Origin of the sequence: Stenotrophomonas geniculata ATCC 19374 = JCM 13324 (genome assembly GCF_001431625.1) — a bacterium.
GTDB classification, from domain to species: domain Bacteria; phylum Pseudomonadota; class Gammaproteobacteria; order Xanthomonadales; family Xanthomonadaceae; genus Stenotrophomonas; species Stenotrophomonas geniculata.
Genome location: NZ_LLXT01000086.1, coordinates 81,365 through 96,719, shown reverse-complemented (window position 1 = coordinate 96,719; position 15,355 = coordinate 81,365). Strand labels below are relative to the sequence as shown.

The 15,355-nt window shown below is 60.6% G+C and carries 19 protein-coding genes and 1 pseudogene; 9 read left to right on the top strand and 11 right to left on the bottom strand.

The window, feature by feature from the left end:
* Positions 1 to 258: 258 nt before the first annotated feature.
* The 9 genes from ARC63_RS06405 to ARC63_RS22705 form a co-directional block, all read right to left on the bottom strand.
* Positions 259 to 945, bottom strand: a complete 687-nt coding sequence (locus ARC63_RS06405) for a TraX family protein (protein WP_049447987.1) — start codon at positions 943 to 945, stop codon at positions 259 to 261.
* Positions 942 to 2,126, bottom strand: coding sequence for a zonular occludens toxin domain-containing protein (locus ARC63_RS06400; RefSeq protein WP_057502816.1), 1,185 nt, complete (start codon positions 2,124 to 2,126; stop codon positions 942 to 944). Before ARC63_RS06400 ends, ARC63_RS06405 begins: the two co-directional genes overlap by 4 nt.
* Entirely contained in the window at positions 2,123 to 2,443 is a 321-nt protein-coding gene (locus tag ARC63_RS06395) for a DUF2523 family protein (protein ID WP_049447985.1), read from the bottom strand. The genes ARC63_RS06400 and ARC63_RS06395 overlap by 4 nt, the downstream gene beginning before the upstream one ends.
* A complete protein-coding gene (locus ARC63_RS23150) occupies positions 2,443 to 3,756 on the bottom strand; it encodes a virulence factor TspB C-terminal domain-related protein (RefSeq protein WP_139042389.1) in 1,314 nt (437 codons plus the stop codon). The genes ARC63_RS06395 and ARC63_RS23150 overlap by 1 nt, the downstream gene beginning before the upstream one ends.
* 130 nt (positions 3,757 to 3,886) lie before the next feature.
* The gene (locus ARC63_RS06385) at positions 3,887 to 4,129 is read right to left on the bottom strand and encodes a hypothetical protein (RefSeq protein ID WP_057502814.1); all 243 of its coding nucleotides are present in this window, start codon (positions 4,127 to 4,129) and stop codon (positions 3,887 to 3,889) included.
* A 240-nt stretch (positions 4,130 to 4,369) separates the two neighbouring features.
* A complete protein-coding gene (locus ARC63_RS06375) occupies positions 4,370 to 4,666 on the bottom strand; it encodes a hypothetical protein (protein WP_049447980.1) in 297 nt (98 codons plus the stop codon).
* A 73-nt stretch (positions 4,667 to 4,739) separates the two neighbouring features.
* Positions 4,740 to 5,489, bottom strand: a complete 750-nt coding sequence (locus tag ARC63_RS06370; protein ID WP_231298594.1) for a replication endonuclease — start codon at positions 5,487 to 5,489, stop codon at positions 4,740 to 4,742.
* Entirely contained in the window at positions 5,479 to 5,649 is a 171-nt protein-coding gene (locus tag ARC63_RS23415) for a hypothetical protein (RefSeq protein WP_158003724.1), read from the bottom strand. The genes ARC63_RS06370 and ARC63_RS23415 overlap by 11 nt, the downstream gene beginning before the upstream one ends.
* Complete coding sequence (locus ARC63_RS22705) at positions 5,646 to 5,885, bottom strand: hypothetical protein (RefSeq protein WP_082587821.1); 240 nt, start codon at positions 5,883 to 5,885, stop codon at positions 5,646 to 5,648. The genes ARC63_RS23415 and ARC63_RS22705 overlap by 4 nt, the downstream gene beginning before the upstream one ends.
* Positions 5,886 to 6,023: 138 nt before the next feature.
* Here ARC63_RS22705 and ARC63_RS06360 point away from each other — a divergent pair, with 138 nt between their 5' ends.
* From ARC63_RS06360 to ARC63_RS23920, 3 genes and pseudogenes are all read left to right on the top strand, one after another.
* Complete coding sequence (locus tag ARC63_RS06360) at positions 6,024 to 6,395, top strand: DUF3693 domain-containing protein (protein ID WP_057502812.1); 372 nt, start codon at positions 6,024 to 6,026, stop codon at positions 6,393 to 6,395.
* A gap of 394 nt (positions 6,396 to 6,789) precedes the next feature.
* A pseudogene (locus ARC63_RS23840) lies at positions 6,790 to 6,972 on the top strand (hypothetical protein); the annotation flags it as partial.
* A 172-nt stretch (positions 6,973 to 7,144) separates the two neighbouring features.
* The gene (locus tag ARC63_RS23920; protein ID WP_349675278.1) at positions 7,145 to 7,552 is read left to right on the top strand and encodes an HNH endonuclease; all 408 of its coding nucleotides are present in this window, start codon (positions 7,145 to 7,147) and stop codon (positions 7,550 to 7,552) included.
* Here ARC63_RS23920 and ARC63_RS06355 read toward each other — a convergent pair.
* Both ARC63_RS06355 and merR read right to left on the bottom strand, forming a co-directional pair.
* Complete coding sequence (locus tag ARC63_RS06355) at positions 7,549 to 8,325, bottom strand: hypothetical protein (RefSeq protein ID WP_032966761.1); 777 nt, start codon at positions 8,323 to 8,325, stop codon at positions 7,549 to 7,551. The two genes, ARC63_RS23920 and ARC63_RS06355, sit on opposite strands and share 4 nt — an antisense overlap.
* 2,453 nt (positions 8,326 to 10,778) lie before the next feature.
* Complete coding sequence (gene merR / locus ARC63_RS06345; RefSeq protein WP_005413387.1) at positions 10,779 to 11,213, bottom strand: mercury resistance transcriptional regulator MerR; 435 nt, start codon at positions 11,211 to 11,213, stop codon at positions 10,779 to 10,781.
* A 71-nt stretch (positions 11,214 to 11,284) separates the two neighbouring features.
* On the opposite strand from merR, the gene merT reads away from it, so the two are divergent.
* From merT to ARC63_RS23615, 6 genes are all read left to right on the top strand, one after another.
* Entirely contained in the window at positions 11,285 to 11,635 is a 351-nt protein-coding gene (gene merT, locus ARC63_RS06340) for a mercuric ion transporter MerT (protein ID WP_003131974.1), read from the top strand.
* 12 nt (positions 11,636 to 11,647) lie between these two features.
* The gene (gene merP / locus ARC63_RS06335; protein WP_003131987.1) at positions 11,648 to 11,923 is read left to right on the top strand and encodes a mercury resistance system periplasmic binding protein MerP; all 276 of its coding nucleotides are present in this window, start codon (positions 11,648 to 11,650) and stop codon (positions 11,921 to 11,923) included.
* A gap of 71 nt (positions 11,924 to 11,994) precedes the next feature.
* Complete coding sequence (gene merA, locus ARC63_RS06330) at positions 11,995 to 13,680, top strand: mercury(II) reductase (RefSeq protein WP_003156770.1); 1,686 nt, start codon at positions 11,995 to 11,997, stop codon at positions 13,678 to 13,680.
* A 17-nt stretch (positions 13,681 to 13,697) separates the two neighbouring features.
* Positions 13,698 to 14,063 (top strand): mercury resistance co-regulator MerD, encoded by a 366-nt coding sequence (merD, locus tag ARC63_RS06325; protein ID WP_000995360.1) that lies wholly within the window; start codon positions 13,698 to 13,700, stop codon positions 14,061 to 14,063.
* Complete coding sequence (gene merE / locus ARC63_RS06320; RefSeq protein ID WP_003132004.1) at positions 14,060 to 14,296, top strand: broad-spectrum mercury transporter MerE; 237 nt, start codon at positions 14,060 to 14,062, stop codon at positions 14,294 to 14,296. Before merD ends, merE begins: the two co-directional genes overlap by 4 nt.
* Positions 14,293 to 15,282: a DUF3330 domain-containing protein gene (locus ARC63_RS23615; protein ID WP_003132006.1), complete on the top strand. Its 990-nt coding sequence runs from the start codon at positions 14,293 to 14,295 to the stop codon at positions 15,280 to 15,282. Before merE ends, ARC63_RS23615 begins: the two co-directional genes overlap by 4 nt.
* Positions 15,283 to 15,355 lie beyond the last annotated feature (73 nt).

Genomic DNA, 15,355 nt, shown 5'->3' with positions numbered 1-15,355 from the left:
AATTAAGCGGCGTGGTGGTCTTTGACATCGAGTTGTAAGCAGGCTTTGGGGCCGCTGGGAGCGGCTTCGGCCTTGGACCGGTAGCCGACTGCAGCTGCGCTGCGGCGGGCAAAGCAAATGCGAGTAGCGCGAAAAGGAAGCCAGCGCGGATATCCATACCCTACCCCTGTCAGGTTTGATTTCTCCGACAAGGCTAGCGTCGCTTGAACGTCCGGTCCATCCACCGGGCAAACCAGTAATGCAGGTCGAAGAATTTACTCATGCGCCGACTATAGCCACAAGCACGACCAAAAGCGCCAGGTGGCCCACGTAATACGCGTAGAAGGCCCTGCCTGATCGCGGAATGCGTGCCGGCAGTTCGCCCAAGGCCATGACAGGCAGGGCTAGCAACGCCCAGCCGTTGCCGTTGTACAGGCAGAGCAGGCCCATGCATGCCCACACCCATATTGGCAGCACCAGGTAGAGCCGCTGCTGGCGCCAGTCCCAGGAGCCAAGCAGCCAGTGCATGCGCTTTCCATGATTCTTGAACCACGCCCAGGCCGCCAGAACGAGCCACACGCCGGGCCAAGCGTAGTCCAGGACAACCGGAGCAACGAGACAAAGGAGCGCAGCAAGCGCCCACTGACGCCGTTCCAGAGCCCAAATGCAACCAGCCGCGGCGGCGAACGTCAGCAGCACATTGAGCGGCAACGGCTGGCCGAATGCCAGCACAGCCGCGGGAGTGGCAACCAGGCCCCAAAGCGCCAGGCGACGCGCTGACTTCCCCGCATCGGCGCCAGGTTGCGCCAGGTTGTAAGCCATGACCAGGGCGAACACAGGGAACGCAACACGACCCAGCTGGGACACACCCGGCACGTGACCAAGACCGAACACGGTCACGATGTGATCGCCGGTCATCAGCACCAGGGCGAGCCATTTGAGCAATTCACGCCCGCCACTGGTCATAGCCGATTCTCTCCAGATGGCGTGGTGAGGTAAGTGCCTGACTGATGCTGAGGCGACTCGGGGAAAGTGCCCATAGCACGAGGCTGACGTTCAACAGCGACGCCCTGCCCCCGCTGCTCGATCTGATCGAGCGCGCGGTTGATCTGCGTCTGACCATCCACAAGCCTGTTCTCACGCCGAGGCAGATAGGGCTCGTACTGGCCGCGTCGCGCGACGTAACGGCACGTCGGTTCGTCCAGGTCATAACGGCTACCCTGCTCCGTCACGCAATTGCAGCTGGGTTCGTCATGACCACCGAGACCATTCTCGCCACCGAGCGACGACATGCAGAAAACGCGCGGCGGCTCGCTGGGGACGCTAAGCGCATCGTCATATACCGGTGCGCTCCAGGGCTGAGATGGGACACGCGGTAGGAACTTGTCGACGTAATCCTTTAGCGGTTGTGCCGACTTTGCCGCCACCGCTCCGCCCGCCGTCGCTGACGCTCCGTCGCGCGGAGCGCTGACGCCACTGGCACCACCTGGTGCGGGAAGGTCGCCGCCGCTCATGCGCTTATCCATTCGCCCGAACGCGACGTACAGCATCACCACCGCAGCCACAATCAAGATCGGAAGCGCGATGTAGTACCAGGGAATCTTGCGCTCGGTGGTGTCAAGTTCGGTGGACTTGTACATGCCCATCGGACGCTTGGGTAGCGTCTTGCGCTTGATCGTCAGGGGGGTGGCCTTCTCAGCCCGTGCCTCGAACTTGTCGAACTCGCGCAGGTGCACAAACTTCGTTCCGAAGCGACGACGCACATGTACGTGACGCTCAATCAGATCATGTACGAACTGATCGCACTGCTTGTCGGGGGATTGGCTTACAAAGATGAAGTCCAGGCCCTTATGCCGATGCTTCGCGAGTTGCTCCACGTGATGCGGTACCTTCGCACCTGCTGGCCGCTTCGGGAGCATGCCATGCTCATACGCCTCATCGACCAGGGCGACAGCGCCATCAGGAAGGAAGTTCGGCCAGTCGCGGAACTGCTCCGGCGTCATCTCTAGAACGCCAGTTTTGGCATAGTCGAACTCGCGAATGTTGCACGCGTATACGATGCGCCCCTGGTCTTTGAACTCAAGCAAGCGCTCGATGGCGTGGAGCGTCTTACCGTGCCCAGGCTGGCCGGTATACCAATAGATCATGAGCCAGCTCCCAGCTGATCAGCGACAGTCTTCGGCACGATGAAGACCTTCCACGCCATGCGGACCGTCAAAGCGGAGAGGATCATTGAGAACGAAATGCCAACGCCCAGGTAGTTGAGCATCTGCATCGCAGGCCCATCCAAGCCGCCGACAAATTGCATAACGAACTCTTTAAGTTTGGGTAGCAGTGCATTGAACGTGACCGTAGTCAGTCCGAACGTTGCAAGCCCCTTGCCAATCAGGCCAGCCGCAGCGTCTTTCAGCTTGCCGACCAGCGACGTTGTTGCGTCAACTATCCAGTCAGAAACCATGCCCATCAGAAGGCCGCTCCCATAAGAATGCGAATTGCGGTGTATGCGCCGAAGATCAAGATCAAGGCGCGCAAGATCGCCGCGATGCGGCAGAAGTACGGAAAATCAGCGGAATTAACAGTCTTGCCCATGATCGTGATTGCTGGAGGCTCAGGACACGTGCCGCCACCACCGAACATGTTGCTCGTATCGAGATTGCTCGTTGAAAGCCCGATACCCCACTTCTTGGCGCTGGCAACGTCGGCCGCGCCGTCACCAATCGGCGTCACGTCTCCCCTGCCCTCCAGCACATCGGCCACACCATTCCCGTTGGCGTCTCCGTTCGTGCCGCCTTGTCCAGGCGTGTCCTGCTTCGAGGCGAGCTTCTCCACAGCGCACGCAGAGCGCCACTGCATCAGCAGTTGCGTGTACTCCATCGCATTGCACTTCTCGCCCGTGCAGGTAGGCATGCCGGATTGGGAGCAATGGCCGCCGCTGATGTTGTTGTTGCGCCGGGTGTTGCAGTCGATTCGCCACTGAATCCGCGCCTGACCACACATGATGGGCGACCCACTGCATGACGGGGGTGAGTCGCATGTGTCACCGCCGGAGAAGCTCTCAGGGTCGTCAGTATCCGGCTGGCCGTCGTTGTCCTTATCCCTCTTGCACGTCCCATCGGCGCCGCGCACCTCACCTTGGGCGCACTGACCATCACCAGGAATGCAGCTACCGAGCGGACTGCGGATCATGCCCGCAGGACACTCTTCGTCCTTCTTCTTGCATGAGCCAGCGACAAGCGCCATGCCATCCGGACAAGGCTTCTCATCCGTACATGCGTTGCCAACCTTAACCTTGCCTTCGGGACACTCAGGCTCCACGGGCTGGCAAACCTTCAGCGCGCCATTCCAAATCATATTGCCGCCCTGCTTAGTGCAATCCGGCTTTTCGTTACAGCTTTGGCCGGTGCTCCAATAAGACGTCGTGTCATCGCCGTTGTCTGCGTACTTGACCTCACAACCACGACTACATGAAACGGAGCCAGAGGGCGGGAAAAAGGGCGTGGTCTTTGTGCCTCGAGCTTGGCAGGATTGATCGAACGCGACAGTGGAGCTATGACGACCCTGGAATCCGCCATTTGGAAAGAGGCAGTTGCCAAACGCGTTCACGCTACCGGGGCCCACGATCAACCCTATGGTGCCTGAATCAATCGTGGCACCAGCAACGGCTCCGCTACAGGACTGCCGAATGTTGCTGATAGCTTGCTCAGTCGCCTCGCCCTGATCGATCGCGTAAGCGACCGCTGGCAGAAGTGCGAGCAAGAGTAGCAGGATGCGCCTCATCACACGCCCTCGAACGCGATCCAGCATGCCCCGCAAAACGCAATGATTACGAAGTACCCCATGACACTTCTCCCTAACAAAAAGGGGGCGAGCGTTTCCGCGCACCCCCGTGAGTGAACTTGCGCCCCGATCAACCCTTGGCGGCGCGCTTGGTGAAGGCCCACACCACCAGGATGCCCAGCAGCAAGGCGATGGCGCCGATCACGATTGCCATGTCTGCGTTGCCCTTGGAGACCTCGGCAGCGATGGCAGCGCCGGGCGAGCTGCTGCCCGATGCAAGAGCTGCACCCGATGCGACCAGGGCACCGGCACCGGCGCCGATCTTGCCGAAGGTGGAGGCGCCAAAACGGCGCAGAGTGTTCATGTGCTTCATTACGGTTTCCTCGTCATCAGTAGACCCCTATACGCGCAGCGCGGAATACGAGGCGCGCCTTCAACCCAATCGCCCAGGACAAAACAATCGCTCCTGCAACGAGGGTTCCATCGGCCAAATCCAGGGGAGGCAGAATTGGCTGGTGGTATGGCATCCAGACCGGCACCGAACACGTGCCGTCCTGCTGCACGTTCTCAGCAGCGCAACCGACCACGTAGAGGGGTGCCGGGCCGGACATGATCAGGCCGCCTTGTTAGCCGGCTGCGGCTTGGCGCCTGCCGGGTCAACCAGGGTCATGCGGCGAGCGAGTTCGACACCGAAACGGCCCGGTACCAGGTCCGTGGTCAGGTCCCATTCCTTCACCGCGCCAACCGGATAGCCCTTGTCCAGGCCATCGACTTCGACTTCGATCTGGATGCGCATGGCCTCGGTTTCGAGCGTTGCACGCTGGCTGTAGATCGGTTTCTGCATGCCCTTGCTGGTGGTCACGGTGCGGGTTTCGACGGCGGTATTGATCGTGATCTTCGGAGCGTTCATGGGTTCGATTCCTTGGTCTGTTTGGTTGGCGTTGTCGTTTCGTCGTTGGCAAATTTCGGGCGGTACTGTGGGGTCAAGCTAAGTCCCCCCCTACCCCCCCGCAGGGAGACGTGGTGGACCGCTTGTTGCCCCGTTGCGCGATGCTTGCATCAGTCCGCCCGGTGACCAGGTGTCGCCCTGGCCTGTCGGATCGCGTGTTGCTGTCGCCTGCGATCAAGGCGTCTTGCTCTGGGCGGCGCGTGTAGTCGATGGGCGGCGGGTTCCATGCCCCGAAGTTCCGCGAGAAATCGACCACACCGCCTTTCGTGACGTACTTGCTTACGTAGCCGGTAATATCTGCCTGGCTGCGCGGCGCTTCGATGCGATTACGACCGAACTCCCGGTACCACCATTCGTGCCACTCGTAGCGGCTGGCGAGGCGGTTGAGGTCATCGGTAGGTGCAGCTGCAACGGCGTGGAAGTGCAAGCGGCCGTCGCGATGGAACTCCTGCCCGCGCGCCCACTGAATGCCGCCGTGCCAGCGTGATGCCCACTTGGGACCGTAGATGCTGCGGTTGAGGCAGCTGACGAAGTAGCGGAACGCTTTATCAGCCGCTTCCTCGTGCATGCCCCCTGTTCGACTGGTCTTGCTGAGCTTGAAGGTGAGCGTCCAGAACTGTTGCCAGGGAACGCGCTGGAGTAGCTCGGCGTATCCCTGCGCTTGGTAATCAACGTGCCGCAGCTGGTGCAGCAATTCAGAGTCGCATCCGATGCTCGGAGGGTCTGTAGGCTGCCCCCGCACAGGTAGCACGGACTGTTGGGGAAGTGACTGCTCATCGGACATTGCCCTTCCGCCGCTTGAACCAGTGACGAAGTGCCAGCCACGCCTGCTCAATCACGATGGAGAGCAATGCCACTCCCAGCCAAACGGCGATGAGCGCGGCGCACCCCGCAAGACCCATATCGAACTCCACCAGTTCGGCAAATGAGGGAAACCTGCTCATGCGGCGCGCTCCTGCTCTTCAGCGAGTTCGGCAGCGGCGAGCAGGTTGCCGCGTTTGGTGGCTTCGATTTCCATGCGGCGAAGGTCGACGACCGCCTGGGCAACAAACTGGCTTTCGCGTGCAGTGCGACCAGCGGAGAGCGCACGCCGATCAACACACCACGTCACGAATTTGGCTAACCCCAACGACACGGCTGCGATACACCCCAGCAGCACGGCGAGAACAAGTGCGTCCATGTGCCCTACCCCTCCCCAAGCCCCAAGAGAACCCGCCAGCGGCCTTGGGGTGCCGGTGGCGGGGAGTGTCAAGGATTCCTCGACACCGGGGCGAACTGTAAAGTACCCCTGTACACCCCTGTCAAGTAGGTATCGACAATGAGCGCCAGCTACGACCTGTTCTGCCGGTGGAAGCACGTGCAGAAGATCCAGAGCGACAACGCTGGTGCGCTGGCATTGGGCGTGTCCCGCGCGACCGTTTCCCTCTGGAAACAAGGGAAAAACGCAGAAATCCACTACATCGAGCGGATGGCGGTGGACATTGGCGACAGCCCCGAAATGTGGTCGGCTGTCGTGATGGCCGAGCGGAGCAATTCCGAGGACGAAAAGGCCGCATGGCGCCGAATTGCGCAGAAACTCGCCACGGTGGCTATGGCGCTATGCCTCTTCGTGGGTGCCGCCCTACCCCGCGACGTGCAGGCTATGCCGCAGGCTGGCAATGCCTTGCACGATATACATTATGCGAAATGAGGTATCGGGCTTGATCTGGTTCGTCGGCTCGGTCTGGCAATGGCTGCGGCTCTGGCTTGGCTATTGCCTTCCTGTTGGCTCCCCCGACAAGGATGAGATTGCAGCATGAGCAAGATGGATCCCTATGATCGCATGGCTGAGGCGGCTCCCCGGGTTGCAGCTACACGAAAGGCTGACTGCCACAACGGAAACGCCCCAGATCCCACAGCTGTCCGCCCGTATTTCCCCACAAGGACGCCCGCGATTTCCAGATCTCCCCCAAAGATGCCCTTGATTCCTGGATCCGCACCTAAGACGCCCTCGATTTCTGGCTCCACATCCAGCTCGCCCTTGAGTTCCCAACTGCGCACCTGATCGGTCAGAGCTTGTCGCCTGCACTTCCCAGTTCCGCCAGTCGCGACATTGGTCGCAAGAACAATTAGACGAGATCTCGGGCCTGAACGTGCGAACAGTTCAGCGGGTTGAGCAGGACTACAACACCGCGACTTCCCTGGGTGACGCGCCACGCCCCGCTCCACCTGCTCAAGCGCGTCGCTCGCCCCCTGACCAAGCTTTGACCTTAACTGGGCGTCGGTGACTCCCTCCCGTTCTGGTCGGCATCTGGGCCTTGTAGCGGCTCAAGCGCTGAGCTATAACGCCTTAGCCAGTCGCTATAAAGCGCCGGTGTTGTGCCCGCATAGCCAATAGGCTCCGGGTGCCCGAGGTCCACCCAATGGGGGCACGGGAATCCTTCGATTCCGGAGCCATCCATGACCGCCAAACGCCGCAGATCCCTTCGCACTTCTGCCTTCTACGCCCAATCGGGCCGTTGCTTCTATTGCGGCCTGCCGATGTGGCTCACTGCACCCTCAGAGCTCGGGCTGAAGGCCAGTAAGGCCCGAGCCTTTCAATGCACCGCCGAGCACCTGGTGGCCCAACAGGACGGGGGCAGAGACGTGTCCGGGAACGTGGTGGCCGCGCATAGCCGGTGCAACCAGGGCAGGCACCAGCGGAAGGGACCAGCCCCTTCCGCTGAAGCGTTCCGGGCGCTGGTTCAGACGCGGCTGGCAATGGGGAGATGGTGGTCCCGACTGCCATCAGGGATTGCACGTGCTTCCGTATGGCCAATTGAATTGAATCTTTGCAAGGAATCGGCAGCTGCTTGCCTGATTCGCTAGTCCACACTAGTGGCGCCCGGTTGCGGTGCTAGAACGGCGAGTCTGCTGCGAAATGGTCGCGCATTGGGCCTAACAAGGTCTGCGACCCTGTCAACACGTCCGAGAATTCCACCTGTCGCCACCTTCTCGTTCCAATATCGTTCCATCCACTCGGCTTTATCCAGGATCTTACCCGGAGCGCCTAGCAGCCTCTTGGCGATGAAATGCCGGATGAGAGCGGCCTGGCTATCGAGAATCACGACGCCCGCCCTTGGATTAGAGTCATAAGCGCTGTACGAGATCAGATAGTGGACATAGTGGCGGTCTGGCTCTTCGTCATCCCACGTCAACAGGTTGCTTAACCCCGCAGCGCGAGCATCCGATCGCACCTCTTCGCTCACGAGCACCATGGGATTGCGTGCTTCCTTACATTCCATGCGATAGGCGTCCAGCATCGCCGGTCCGAAGATCATCTGAGAATCATGATGAATGCTTCCAACTGTGAGCCCTCCACGTATCAATATATCAACCACTAGCAGGTTCTCGGCCAACATTCTGATGCAGCTCAGGATGTCGGCAAGGCCAGCAGGAGAGCGGCTGCTTGATATGACGATGCAGTCGCTGAAGTAAGTGAACAAAAGTCCTGTTGCTGGGTTGCAGCACGCTGTGTTCTTTAGTCTGTCGATGGCCTCTGCTATTTCATCAAGCTTGCTCATGTCGGCTGCCGACTCTTGGACAAGTGCGGAGAACCCGAGCATGTCGATGAAGGCGACGTACTTATCTTGGTAGAGCATGAAGAACTCCTTAGATGGTCGTGCCCATGGTGCCGAGGGCGGTTCCATTTGACCAGCGGGTGCGGGGCACGTCATAGGCCATGGAGCAATGTCAGCGACCTGGCTCGCGCACTAGTCTCGCAGAGGCTTGTTACGGCGCATCTTCGCATCGGATAGAAGCGAGCGAACGAGAGAGTTGAAGTCCATCCTGGCCCTAAAAGTTTCGTTCACCCTTGGTTAAACGAATGTCCGCTTTCGGTCAGAAGCGGACCAAAGTAGCCGGTGCTCTTCGCAGCCCGTACGCGACTTGGAGTCATATCATCAATCTGTATCAGGGCTCAGACCTAAGTGCCTGATGGTCCAATTCAGCGACACTATCCAGCTTCGGCGTCATCGCACACTTCGGGATACAGCCAGCGCGATCCGCTTATGGAACCAAACCGCACTGTGCCTTACTCTTAAGGAACATTGCCAACGGCAACCTTCGGCAATTGAATTTAGAGAATCCGGGCGGTTCATCCCGCGCGGCCCGTTAATGTCTACAGCTGTGGAGTTGTGAATGGCAGAAGATCAAGGTGGTGAAGAGGTAATTAGGGAGATAGGGAAGGCGCTAGCCCTTGCGTCTGAGCTTGATCCACAAATTGTTAGATCGCTTCGCTCCGCGATTGTTCAGGCGATGTCTGATTACGAGGACGACACGAATGCACAAGCTGCAGCCGCACTTGCGGCGGTTCTCGATTTTAGACCTGTGACGACCCAAGACGCCCTCTCGCAAACCTTGGGTGAGATCGGGAAGCTGGTCCAAGGTCTCACCGGACTGGAGGACGTTCATTACACTGTTGAGACACCAGAAGGTCGCCGAGTTCGCTCAATCCGGTCACATCTACCAACTGTATCACCCCAGCGTTTGACGGATCACGAGCAGGCAGATCTTGAGGCCTATATCGCTCGATATCTGCCACCGGACGACCCTCGCGAGGAACACGCGCCACGAGGACCGCGACTGTGACGATCAGTAAGTTAGCAATCCTCAACGCTGTGAAAGCAGCCATTTCGCGTGCTAAGGCGAGCGGGTCTCCCTACGCGCAAGGAAAGGCTTACGAACTTCGGGTGCTGCTTAGGCTTCTGCGAATCATCGATAGTGCGGGCTACAAGCTCACGTGTACCCCCAAGATGGCAGGCGTCCTGACGTTTGGAGGATCTCCATGCAAAGCAAACCATCCGGATCACGATTACATCAGTGGATCTACGTCTACTGAGAAGCTCGAGATTAGGATTTCAGTGCAGGTCACCACACTAAGCCATAGCTGGAAAGGCACGACGGTGGTCAAAGCGGCTGACCGTCACGAGATTGACGTCGGTGTATATCGTCCGATTAAGACCCGTCGCTATCCCGCATTTACGGAGTTACTTCTTGGGGTCTCGTGCAAGACTGGCGGCTGGAACAAGGCGTACGTCCGCGAGGCGCTAGGTATGCGTAGGGAGCTAGGATTCCTCACATCACCTAGGACGAGCTTGACGAGCTCAGCTCCGTGGTTCATCGCAACAGTTCCCTGCGATCCTCCGGTTCCCTTTGCCTTGTACGCGACCAACGCTGGGTCCGCCGTGTATGCGTCGTTGGCAGCTTTGGGGCTCTACGTCGAGCACTACAAGGGGTAGCGGAAACAGGCTTTGGAGTACGGATCAACTCAGGTGTGTCGAGAACGATGCCCGCTTTGGGTCGAAGGCGGATGCCATCACCGGGCCGGTCGCCGCCCAATGTCCGCTTCCGGCCAGAAGCGGACATCCACCCTGCCCTCGATAAACATCCCAAATCCACGGACGACCTTGGTCTGCTTTGGCCTTCTGCCTTAGGGCCAGACCTGAACTTCGATTTCAGCCCCTAGCGTATTTGACTCCCGCGACCTAGATCTCTCCTAGATCCTTGAGCAGGGCTTGCCCCTTCTGCAGAAACCCAACTAGCAGTCGACCTCCTGCTACTTTCCGGCCCAATTGCCCATTGAGGTAGCTGACCTGGAGACGCGCATGGGCCAGCAGATCCACCTGGGCCATGCTAGGGGTCGCGGCCTGGAGCGGTTCGCCCGGCGACGCCATCTGCCCCCCGATCGGCTGGACAACGCAAGGGCGCCGGCTGTCACTCTTCGCATACGCCGTGGCCATCATCCGGCCGTTCTTCAACGACCATCCACCAAGCACCAACTCGGTCCCGAGTTGCTCGATCGGCAATCCCGCTTCGCTAACCGCTTTCTCAAAGTTCGGCCAGAGTTGGTCCACCACCAGCCCTAGCTCGGCAGATAGCTGTTCTATTGTGAAATCTGCGCGGAAGCTGGCCTGCAGTGCAAGCTCGTAGATGCGGAGGAAGGGGGAACCGCAGAATTCGGAAAAAATCGTACGCTAAGCTAACGGTGTTCTCGTGACAGCTCTTTGACTAGGCTTTCTAAGGGGTCGTCTCAGAAAACGGAAAATAAAGCACGCTAAGGCATAGCCGAACCTGCCAAGCTTGCTCCACCCTGTAGTGACGCGATCAGCGGGCAGGAAACGTTCCCCCTTCGCGCATGGCAGGCGCGCACCAACTCAGACAGCACGGCCTCCATGCGCGCCAGGTCAGCCATTTTCTCGCGCACGTCCTTGAGCTTGTGCTCGGCCAGACTGCTGGCTTCCTCGCAATGGGTGCCATCCTCCAGCCGCAGCAGCTCGGCGATCTCATCCAGGCTGAAGCCCAGCCGCTGGGCTGATTTCACGAAGCGCACCCGCGTTACATTCGCCTCGCCATAGCGGCGGATGCTGCCATAGGGCTTGTCAGGCTCCAGCAACAAGCCCTTGCGCTGATAGAAACGGATGGTCTCCACATTGACCCCGGCCGCCTTGGCGAAAACGCCAATGGTCAGGTTCTCCAAATTGTTTTCCATATCGCTTGACTCCGTACATGAGTACGGAAGTAAGGTTACGCTATCCAATTTCAATTCGAAAGGACAAGCGCATGTCTGAACCAAAAACCGGGCGCGGCGCGCTCTTCACTGGAGGGCTTGCCGCCATCCTCGCCTCGGCTTGCTGCCTCGGGCCGTTGGTTCTGATCGCCTTGGGGTTCAGCGGCGCTTGGATCGGCAACTTGGCGGTGTTGGAACCCTATCGCCCCATCTTTATCGGCGTGGCGCTGGTGGCGTTGTTCTTCGCCTGGCGGCGCATCTACCGGCAGGCAGCGGCCTGCAAACCGGGTGAGGTCTGCGCGATTCCCCAAGTGCGAGCTACTTACAAGCTCATTTTCTGGATCGTGGCCGCGCTGGTTCTGGTCGCGCTCGGATTTCCCTACGTCATGCCATTTTTCTACTGATCGGAGTTCACCATGAAGAAACTGTTTGCCTCCCTCGCCCTCGCCGCCGTTGTTGCCCCCGTCTGGGCCGCCACCCAGACCGTCACGCTGTCCGTACCGGGCATGACCTGCTCCGCCTGCCCGATCACTGTCAAGAAGGCGATTTCCAAGGTCGAAGGCGTCAGCAAAGTTGACGTGACTTTCGAGACACGCCAAGCGGTCGTCACCTTCGACGATGCCAAGACCAGCGTGCAGAAGCTGACCAAGGCAACCGCAGACGCGGGCTATCCGTCCAGCGTCAAGCAGTGAGTCACTGAAAACGGCACCGCAGCACAACGGACGTCATTGTCTGGCGCCACAAACGATAAAGGATCTGTTGCATGACCCATCTAAAAATCACCGGCATGACTTGCGACTCGTGCGCGGCGCACGTCAAGGAAGCGCTGGAAAAAGTGCCAGGCGTGCAGTCGGCGCTGGTGTCCTATCCGAAGGGCACAGCGCAACTCGCCATCGTGCCGGGCACATCGCCGGACGCGCTGACTGCCGCCGTGGCCGGACTGGGCTACAAGGCAACGCTAGCCGATGCGCCACTGGCGGACAACCGCGTCGGACTGCTCGACAAGGTGCGGGGATGGATGGCCGCCGCCGAAAAGCACAGTGGCAACGAGCCCCCGGTGCAGGTAGCGGTCATTGGCAGCGGTGGAGCCGCGATGGCGGCGGCGCTGAAGGCCGTCGAGCAAGGCGCGCAGGTCACGCTGATCGAGCGCGGCACCATCGGCGGCACCTGCGTCAATGTCGGCTGTGTGCCGTCCAAGATCATGATCCGCGCCGCCCACATCGCCCATCTGCGCCGGGAAAGCCCGTTCGATGGCGGTATTGCGGCAACTGTGCCTACGATTGACCGCAGTAAGCTGCTGGCCCAGCAGCAGGCCCGCGTCGACGAACTGCGGCACGCCAAGTACGAAGGCATCCTGGGCGGTAATCCGGCCATCACCGTTGTGCACGGTGAGGCGCGCTTCAAGGACGACCAGAGCCTTACCGTCCGTTTGAACGAGGGTGGCGAGCGCGTCGTGATGTTCGACCGCTGCCTGGTCGCCACGGGTGCCAGCCCGGCGGTCCCGCCGATTCCGGGCTTGAAAGAGTCACCCTACTGGACTTCCACCGAGGCCCTGGCGAGCGACACCATTCCCGAACGCCTTGCCGTAATCGGCTCGTCGGTGGTGGCGCTGGAGCTGGCGCAAGCCTTTGCCCGGCTGGGCAGCAAGGTCACGGTCCTGGCGCGCAATACCTTGTTCTTCCGTGAAGACCCGGCCATCGGCGAGGCGGTGACAGCCGCTTTCCGTGCCGAGGGCATCGAGGTGCTGGAGCACACGCAAGCCAGCCAGGTCGCCCATATGGACGGTGAATTCGTGCTGACCACCACGCACGGTGAATTGCGCGCCGACAAACTGCTGGTTGCCACCGGTCGGACACCGAACACGCGCAGCCTCGCGCTGGACGCAGCGGGGGTCACTGTCAATGCGCAAGGTGCCATCGTCATCGACCAAGGCATGCGCACGAGCAACCCGAACATCTACGCGGCCGGCGACTGCACCGACCAGCCGCAGTTCGTCTATGTGGCGGCAGCGGCCGGCACCCGTGCCGCGATCAACATGACCGGCGGCGATGCGGCGCTCGACCTGACCGCAATGCCGGCCGTGGTGTTCACCGATCCGCAAGTGGCGACCGTGGGCTACAGCGAGGCGGAAGCCCACCACGACGGGATCGAGACCGACAGCCGCACCTTGACCTTGGACAACGTGCCGCGTGCGCTCGCCAACTTCGACACACGCGGCTTCATCAAGTTGGTTATCGAGGAAGGCAGCCATCGGCTGATCGGCGTACAGGCGGTCGCGCCGGAAGCGGGTGAACTGATCCAGACGGCGGCTCTGGCCATTCGCAACCGCATGACGGTGCAGGAACTGGCCGACCAGTTGTTCCCCTACCTGACGATGGTCGAGGGGTTGAAGCTCGCGGCGCAGACCTTCAACAAGGATGTGAAGCAGCTTTCCTGCTGCGCCGGGTGAGAAAAAGGAGGTGTTCAATGAACGCCTACACGGTGTCCCGGCTGGCTCTTGATGCCGGGGTGAGCGTGCATATCGTGCGCGACTACCTGCTGCGCGGATTGCTGCGCCCGGTGGCGTGCACACCAGGCGGCTACGGCTTGTTCGATGACGCCGCCTTGCAACGGCTGTGCTTCGTGCGGGCGGCCTTCGAGGCGGGCATCGGCCTCGACGCGCTGGCGCGGCTGTGCCGGGCGCTGGATGCGGCGGACGGCGACGAAGCGGCCGCGCAGCTTGCCCTGCTGCGTCAGTTCGTCGAGCGTCGGCGCGAAGCGTTGGCCGATCTGGAAGTGCAGTTGGCCACCCTGCCGACCGAGCCGGCACAGCACGCGGAGAGTCTGCCATGAACAACCCCGAGCGCTTGCCGTCCGAGACGCACAAACCGATCACCGGCTACCTGTGGGGCGGACTGGCTGTGCTGACTTGCCCCTGCCACCTGCCCATCCTCGCTGTCGTGCTGGCCGGCACAACCGCCGGTGCTTTCCTCGGCGAGCATTGGGTCATCGCGGCGCTCGGTTTGACCGGCCTGTTCCTTCTGTCCCTGTCGCGGGCGTTGCGGGCATTCAGGGAAAGAGAATGAGCGCTTTCCGGCCGGATGGATGGACGACGCCGGAACTGGCCCAAGCGGTCGAGCGCGGGCAGCTTGAACTGCACTACCAGCCCGTCGTCGATCTGCGCAGTGGTGGGATTGTCGGCGCGGAAGCCCTGTTGCGCTGGCGTCATCCGACGCTTGGACTATTGCCACCGGGCCAGTTCCTGCCCGTGGTCGAATCGTCCGGCCTGATGCCTGAAATCGGCGCTTGGGTGCTGGGCGAAGCCTGCCGCCAGATGCGTGACTGGCGAATGCTGGCATGGCGACCGTTCCGGCTGGCCGTCAATGTTTCGGCGAGCCAAGTGGGACCGGACTTCGACGGGTGGGTAAAGGGCGTGCTGGCTGATGCCGAGTTGCCCGCCGAGTATCTCGAAATCGAGCTGACCGAATCGGTCGCGTTTGGTGATCCGGCGATCTTCCCCGCCCTGGACGCCTTGCGGCAGATCGGTGTGCGCTTCGCCGCCGATGACTTCGGGACGGGGTATTCCTGTCTGCAACATCTGAAGTGCTGCCCAATCAGCACGCTCAAGATCGACCAATCGTTTGTCGCCGGGCTCGCCAACGACCGCCGCGACCAAACCATCGTGCACACCGTGATTCAGCTTGCGCACGGGCTGGGCATGGATGTGGTGGCTGAAGGCGTGGAAACATCGGCGAGTCTTGATCTATTGCGACAAGCGGACTGCGACACAGGACAAGGCTTCCTGTTCGCGAAGCCAATGCCGGCGGCGGCATTCGCCGTCTTCGTCAGTCAATGGAGGGGTGCCACCATGAATGCAAGTGACTCGACCACCACCAGTTGCTGCGTGTGCTGCAAGGAAATCCCGCTCGATGCCGCCTTCACCCCGGAAGGCGCGGAATACGTCGAGCACTTCTGCGGGTTGGAGTGTTATCAACGCTTCGAAGCGCGTGCCAAGACAGGGAACGAAACCGATGCCGATCCGAACGCCTGCGACTCGCTACCGTCAGATTGAGGCATACCCTAACTGGATGTCAGGCAGGGCCGCGCCGCTTAGTCAGAATAGAGTCATCTTTCGCATTTTTTGA

Excerpts from the sequence above, each read along its gene's own strand:
- merR (WP_005413387.1), bottom strand. The coding sequence starts at position 11,213 with ATGGAAAACAATTTGGAGAACCTGACCATTGGCGTTTTCGCCAAGGCG.
- ARC63_RS06405 (WP_049447987.1), bottom strand. The coding sequence starts at position 945 with ATGACCAGTGGCGGGCGTGAATTGCTCAAATGGCTCGCCCTGGTGCTG.
- ARC63_RS06385 (WP_057502814.1), bottom strand. The coding sequence starts at position 4,129 with ATGAAGCACATGAACACTCTGCGCCGTTTTGGCGCCTCCACCTTCGGC.
- merD (WP_000995360.1), top strand. The coding sequence starts at position 13,698 with ATGAACGCCTACACGGTGTCCCGGCTGGCTCTTGATGCCGGGGTGAGC.
- ARC63_RS06370 (WP_231298594.1), bottom strand. The coding sequence starts at position 5,489 with ATGTCCGATGAGCAGTCACTTCCCCAACAGTCCGTGCTACCTGTGCGG.
- ARC63_RS06360 (WP_057502812.1), top strand. The coding sequence starts at position 6,024 with ATGAGCGCCAGCTACGACCTGTTCTGCCGGTGGAAGCACGTGCAGAAG.
- ARC63_RS23150 (WP_139042389.1), bottom strand. The coding sequence starts at position 3,756 with ATGAGGCGCATCCTGCTACTCTTGCTCGCACTTCTGCCAGCGGTCGCT.
- ARC63_RS23615 (WP_003132006.1), top strand. The coding sequence starts at position 14,293 with ATGAGCGCTTTCCGGCCGGATGGATGGACGACGCCGGAACTGGCCCAA.
- ARC63_RS06400 (WP_057502816.1), bottom strand. The coding sequence starts at position 2,126 with ATGATCTATTGGTATACCGGCCAGCCTGGGCACGGTAAGACGCTCCAC.
- merA (WP_003156770.1), top strand. The coding sequence starts at position 11,995 with ATGACCCATCTAAAAATCACCGGCATGACTTGCGACTCGTGCGCGGCG.
- ARC63_RS06375 (WP_049447980.1), bottom strand. The coding sequence starts at position 4,666 with ATGAACGCTCCGAAGATCACGATCAATACCGCCGTCGAAACCCGCACC.
- ARC63_RS23920 (WP_349675278.1), top strand. The coding sequence starts at position 7,145 with ATGACCGCCAAACGCCGCAGATCCCTTCGCACTTCTGCCTTCTACGCC.
- ARC63_RS06355 (WP_032966761.1), bottom strand. The coding sequence starts at position 8,325 with ATGCTCTACCAAGATAAGTACGTCGCCTTCATCGACATGCTCGGGTTC.
- ARC63_RS22705 (WP_082587821.1), bottom strand. The coding sequence starts at position 5,885 with ATGGACGCACTTGTTCTCGCCGTGCTGCTGGGGTGTATCGCAGCCGTG.
- merE (WP_003132004.1), top strand. The coding sequence starts at position 14,060 with ATGAACAACCCCGAGCGCTTGCCGTCCGAGACGCACAAACCGATCACC.
- merT (WP_003131974.1), top strand. The coding sequence starts at position 11,285 with ATGTCTGAACCAAAAACCGGGCGCGGCGCGCTCTTCACTGGAGGGCTT.
- ARC63_RS06395 (WP_049447985.1), bottom strand. The coding sequence starts at position 2,443 with ATGGGCATGGTTTCTGACTGGATAGTTGACGCAACAACGTCGCTGGTC.
- merP (WP_003131987.1), top strand. The coding sequence starts at position 11,648 with ATGAAGAAACTGTTTGCCTCCCTCGCCCTCGCCGCCGTTGTTGCCCCC.
- ARC63_RS23415 (WP_158003724.1), bottom strand. The coding sequence starts at position 5,649 with ATGAGCAGGTTTCCCTCATTTGCCGAACTGGTGGAGTTCGATATGGGT.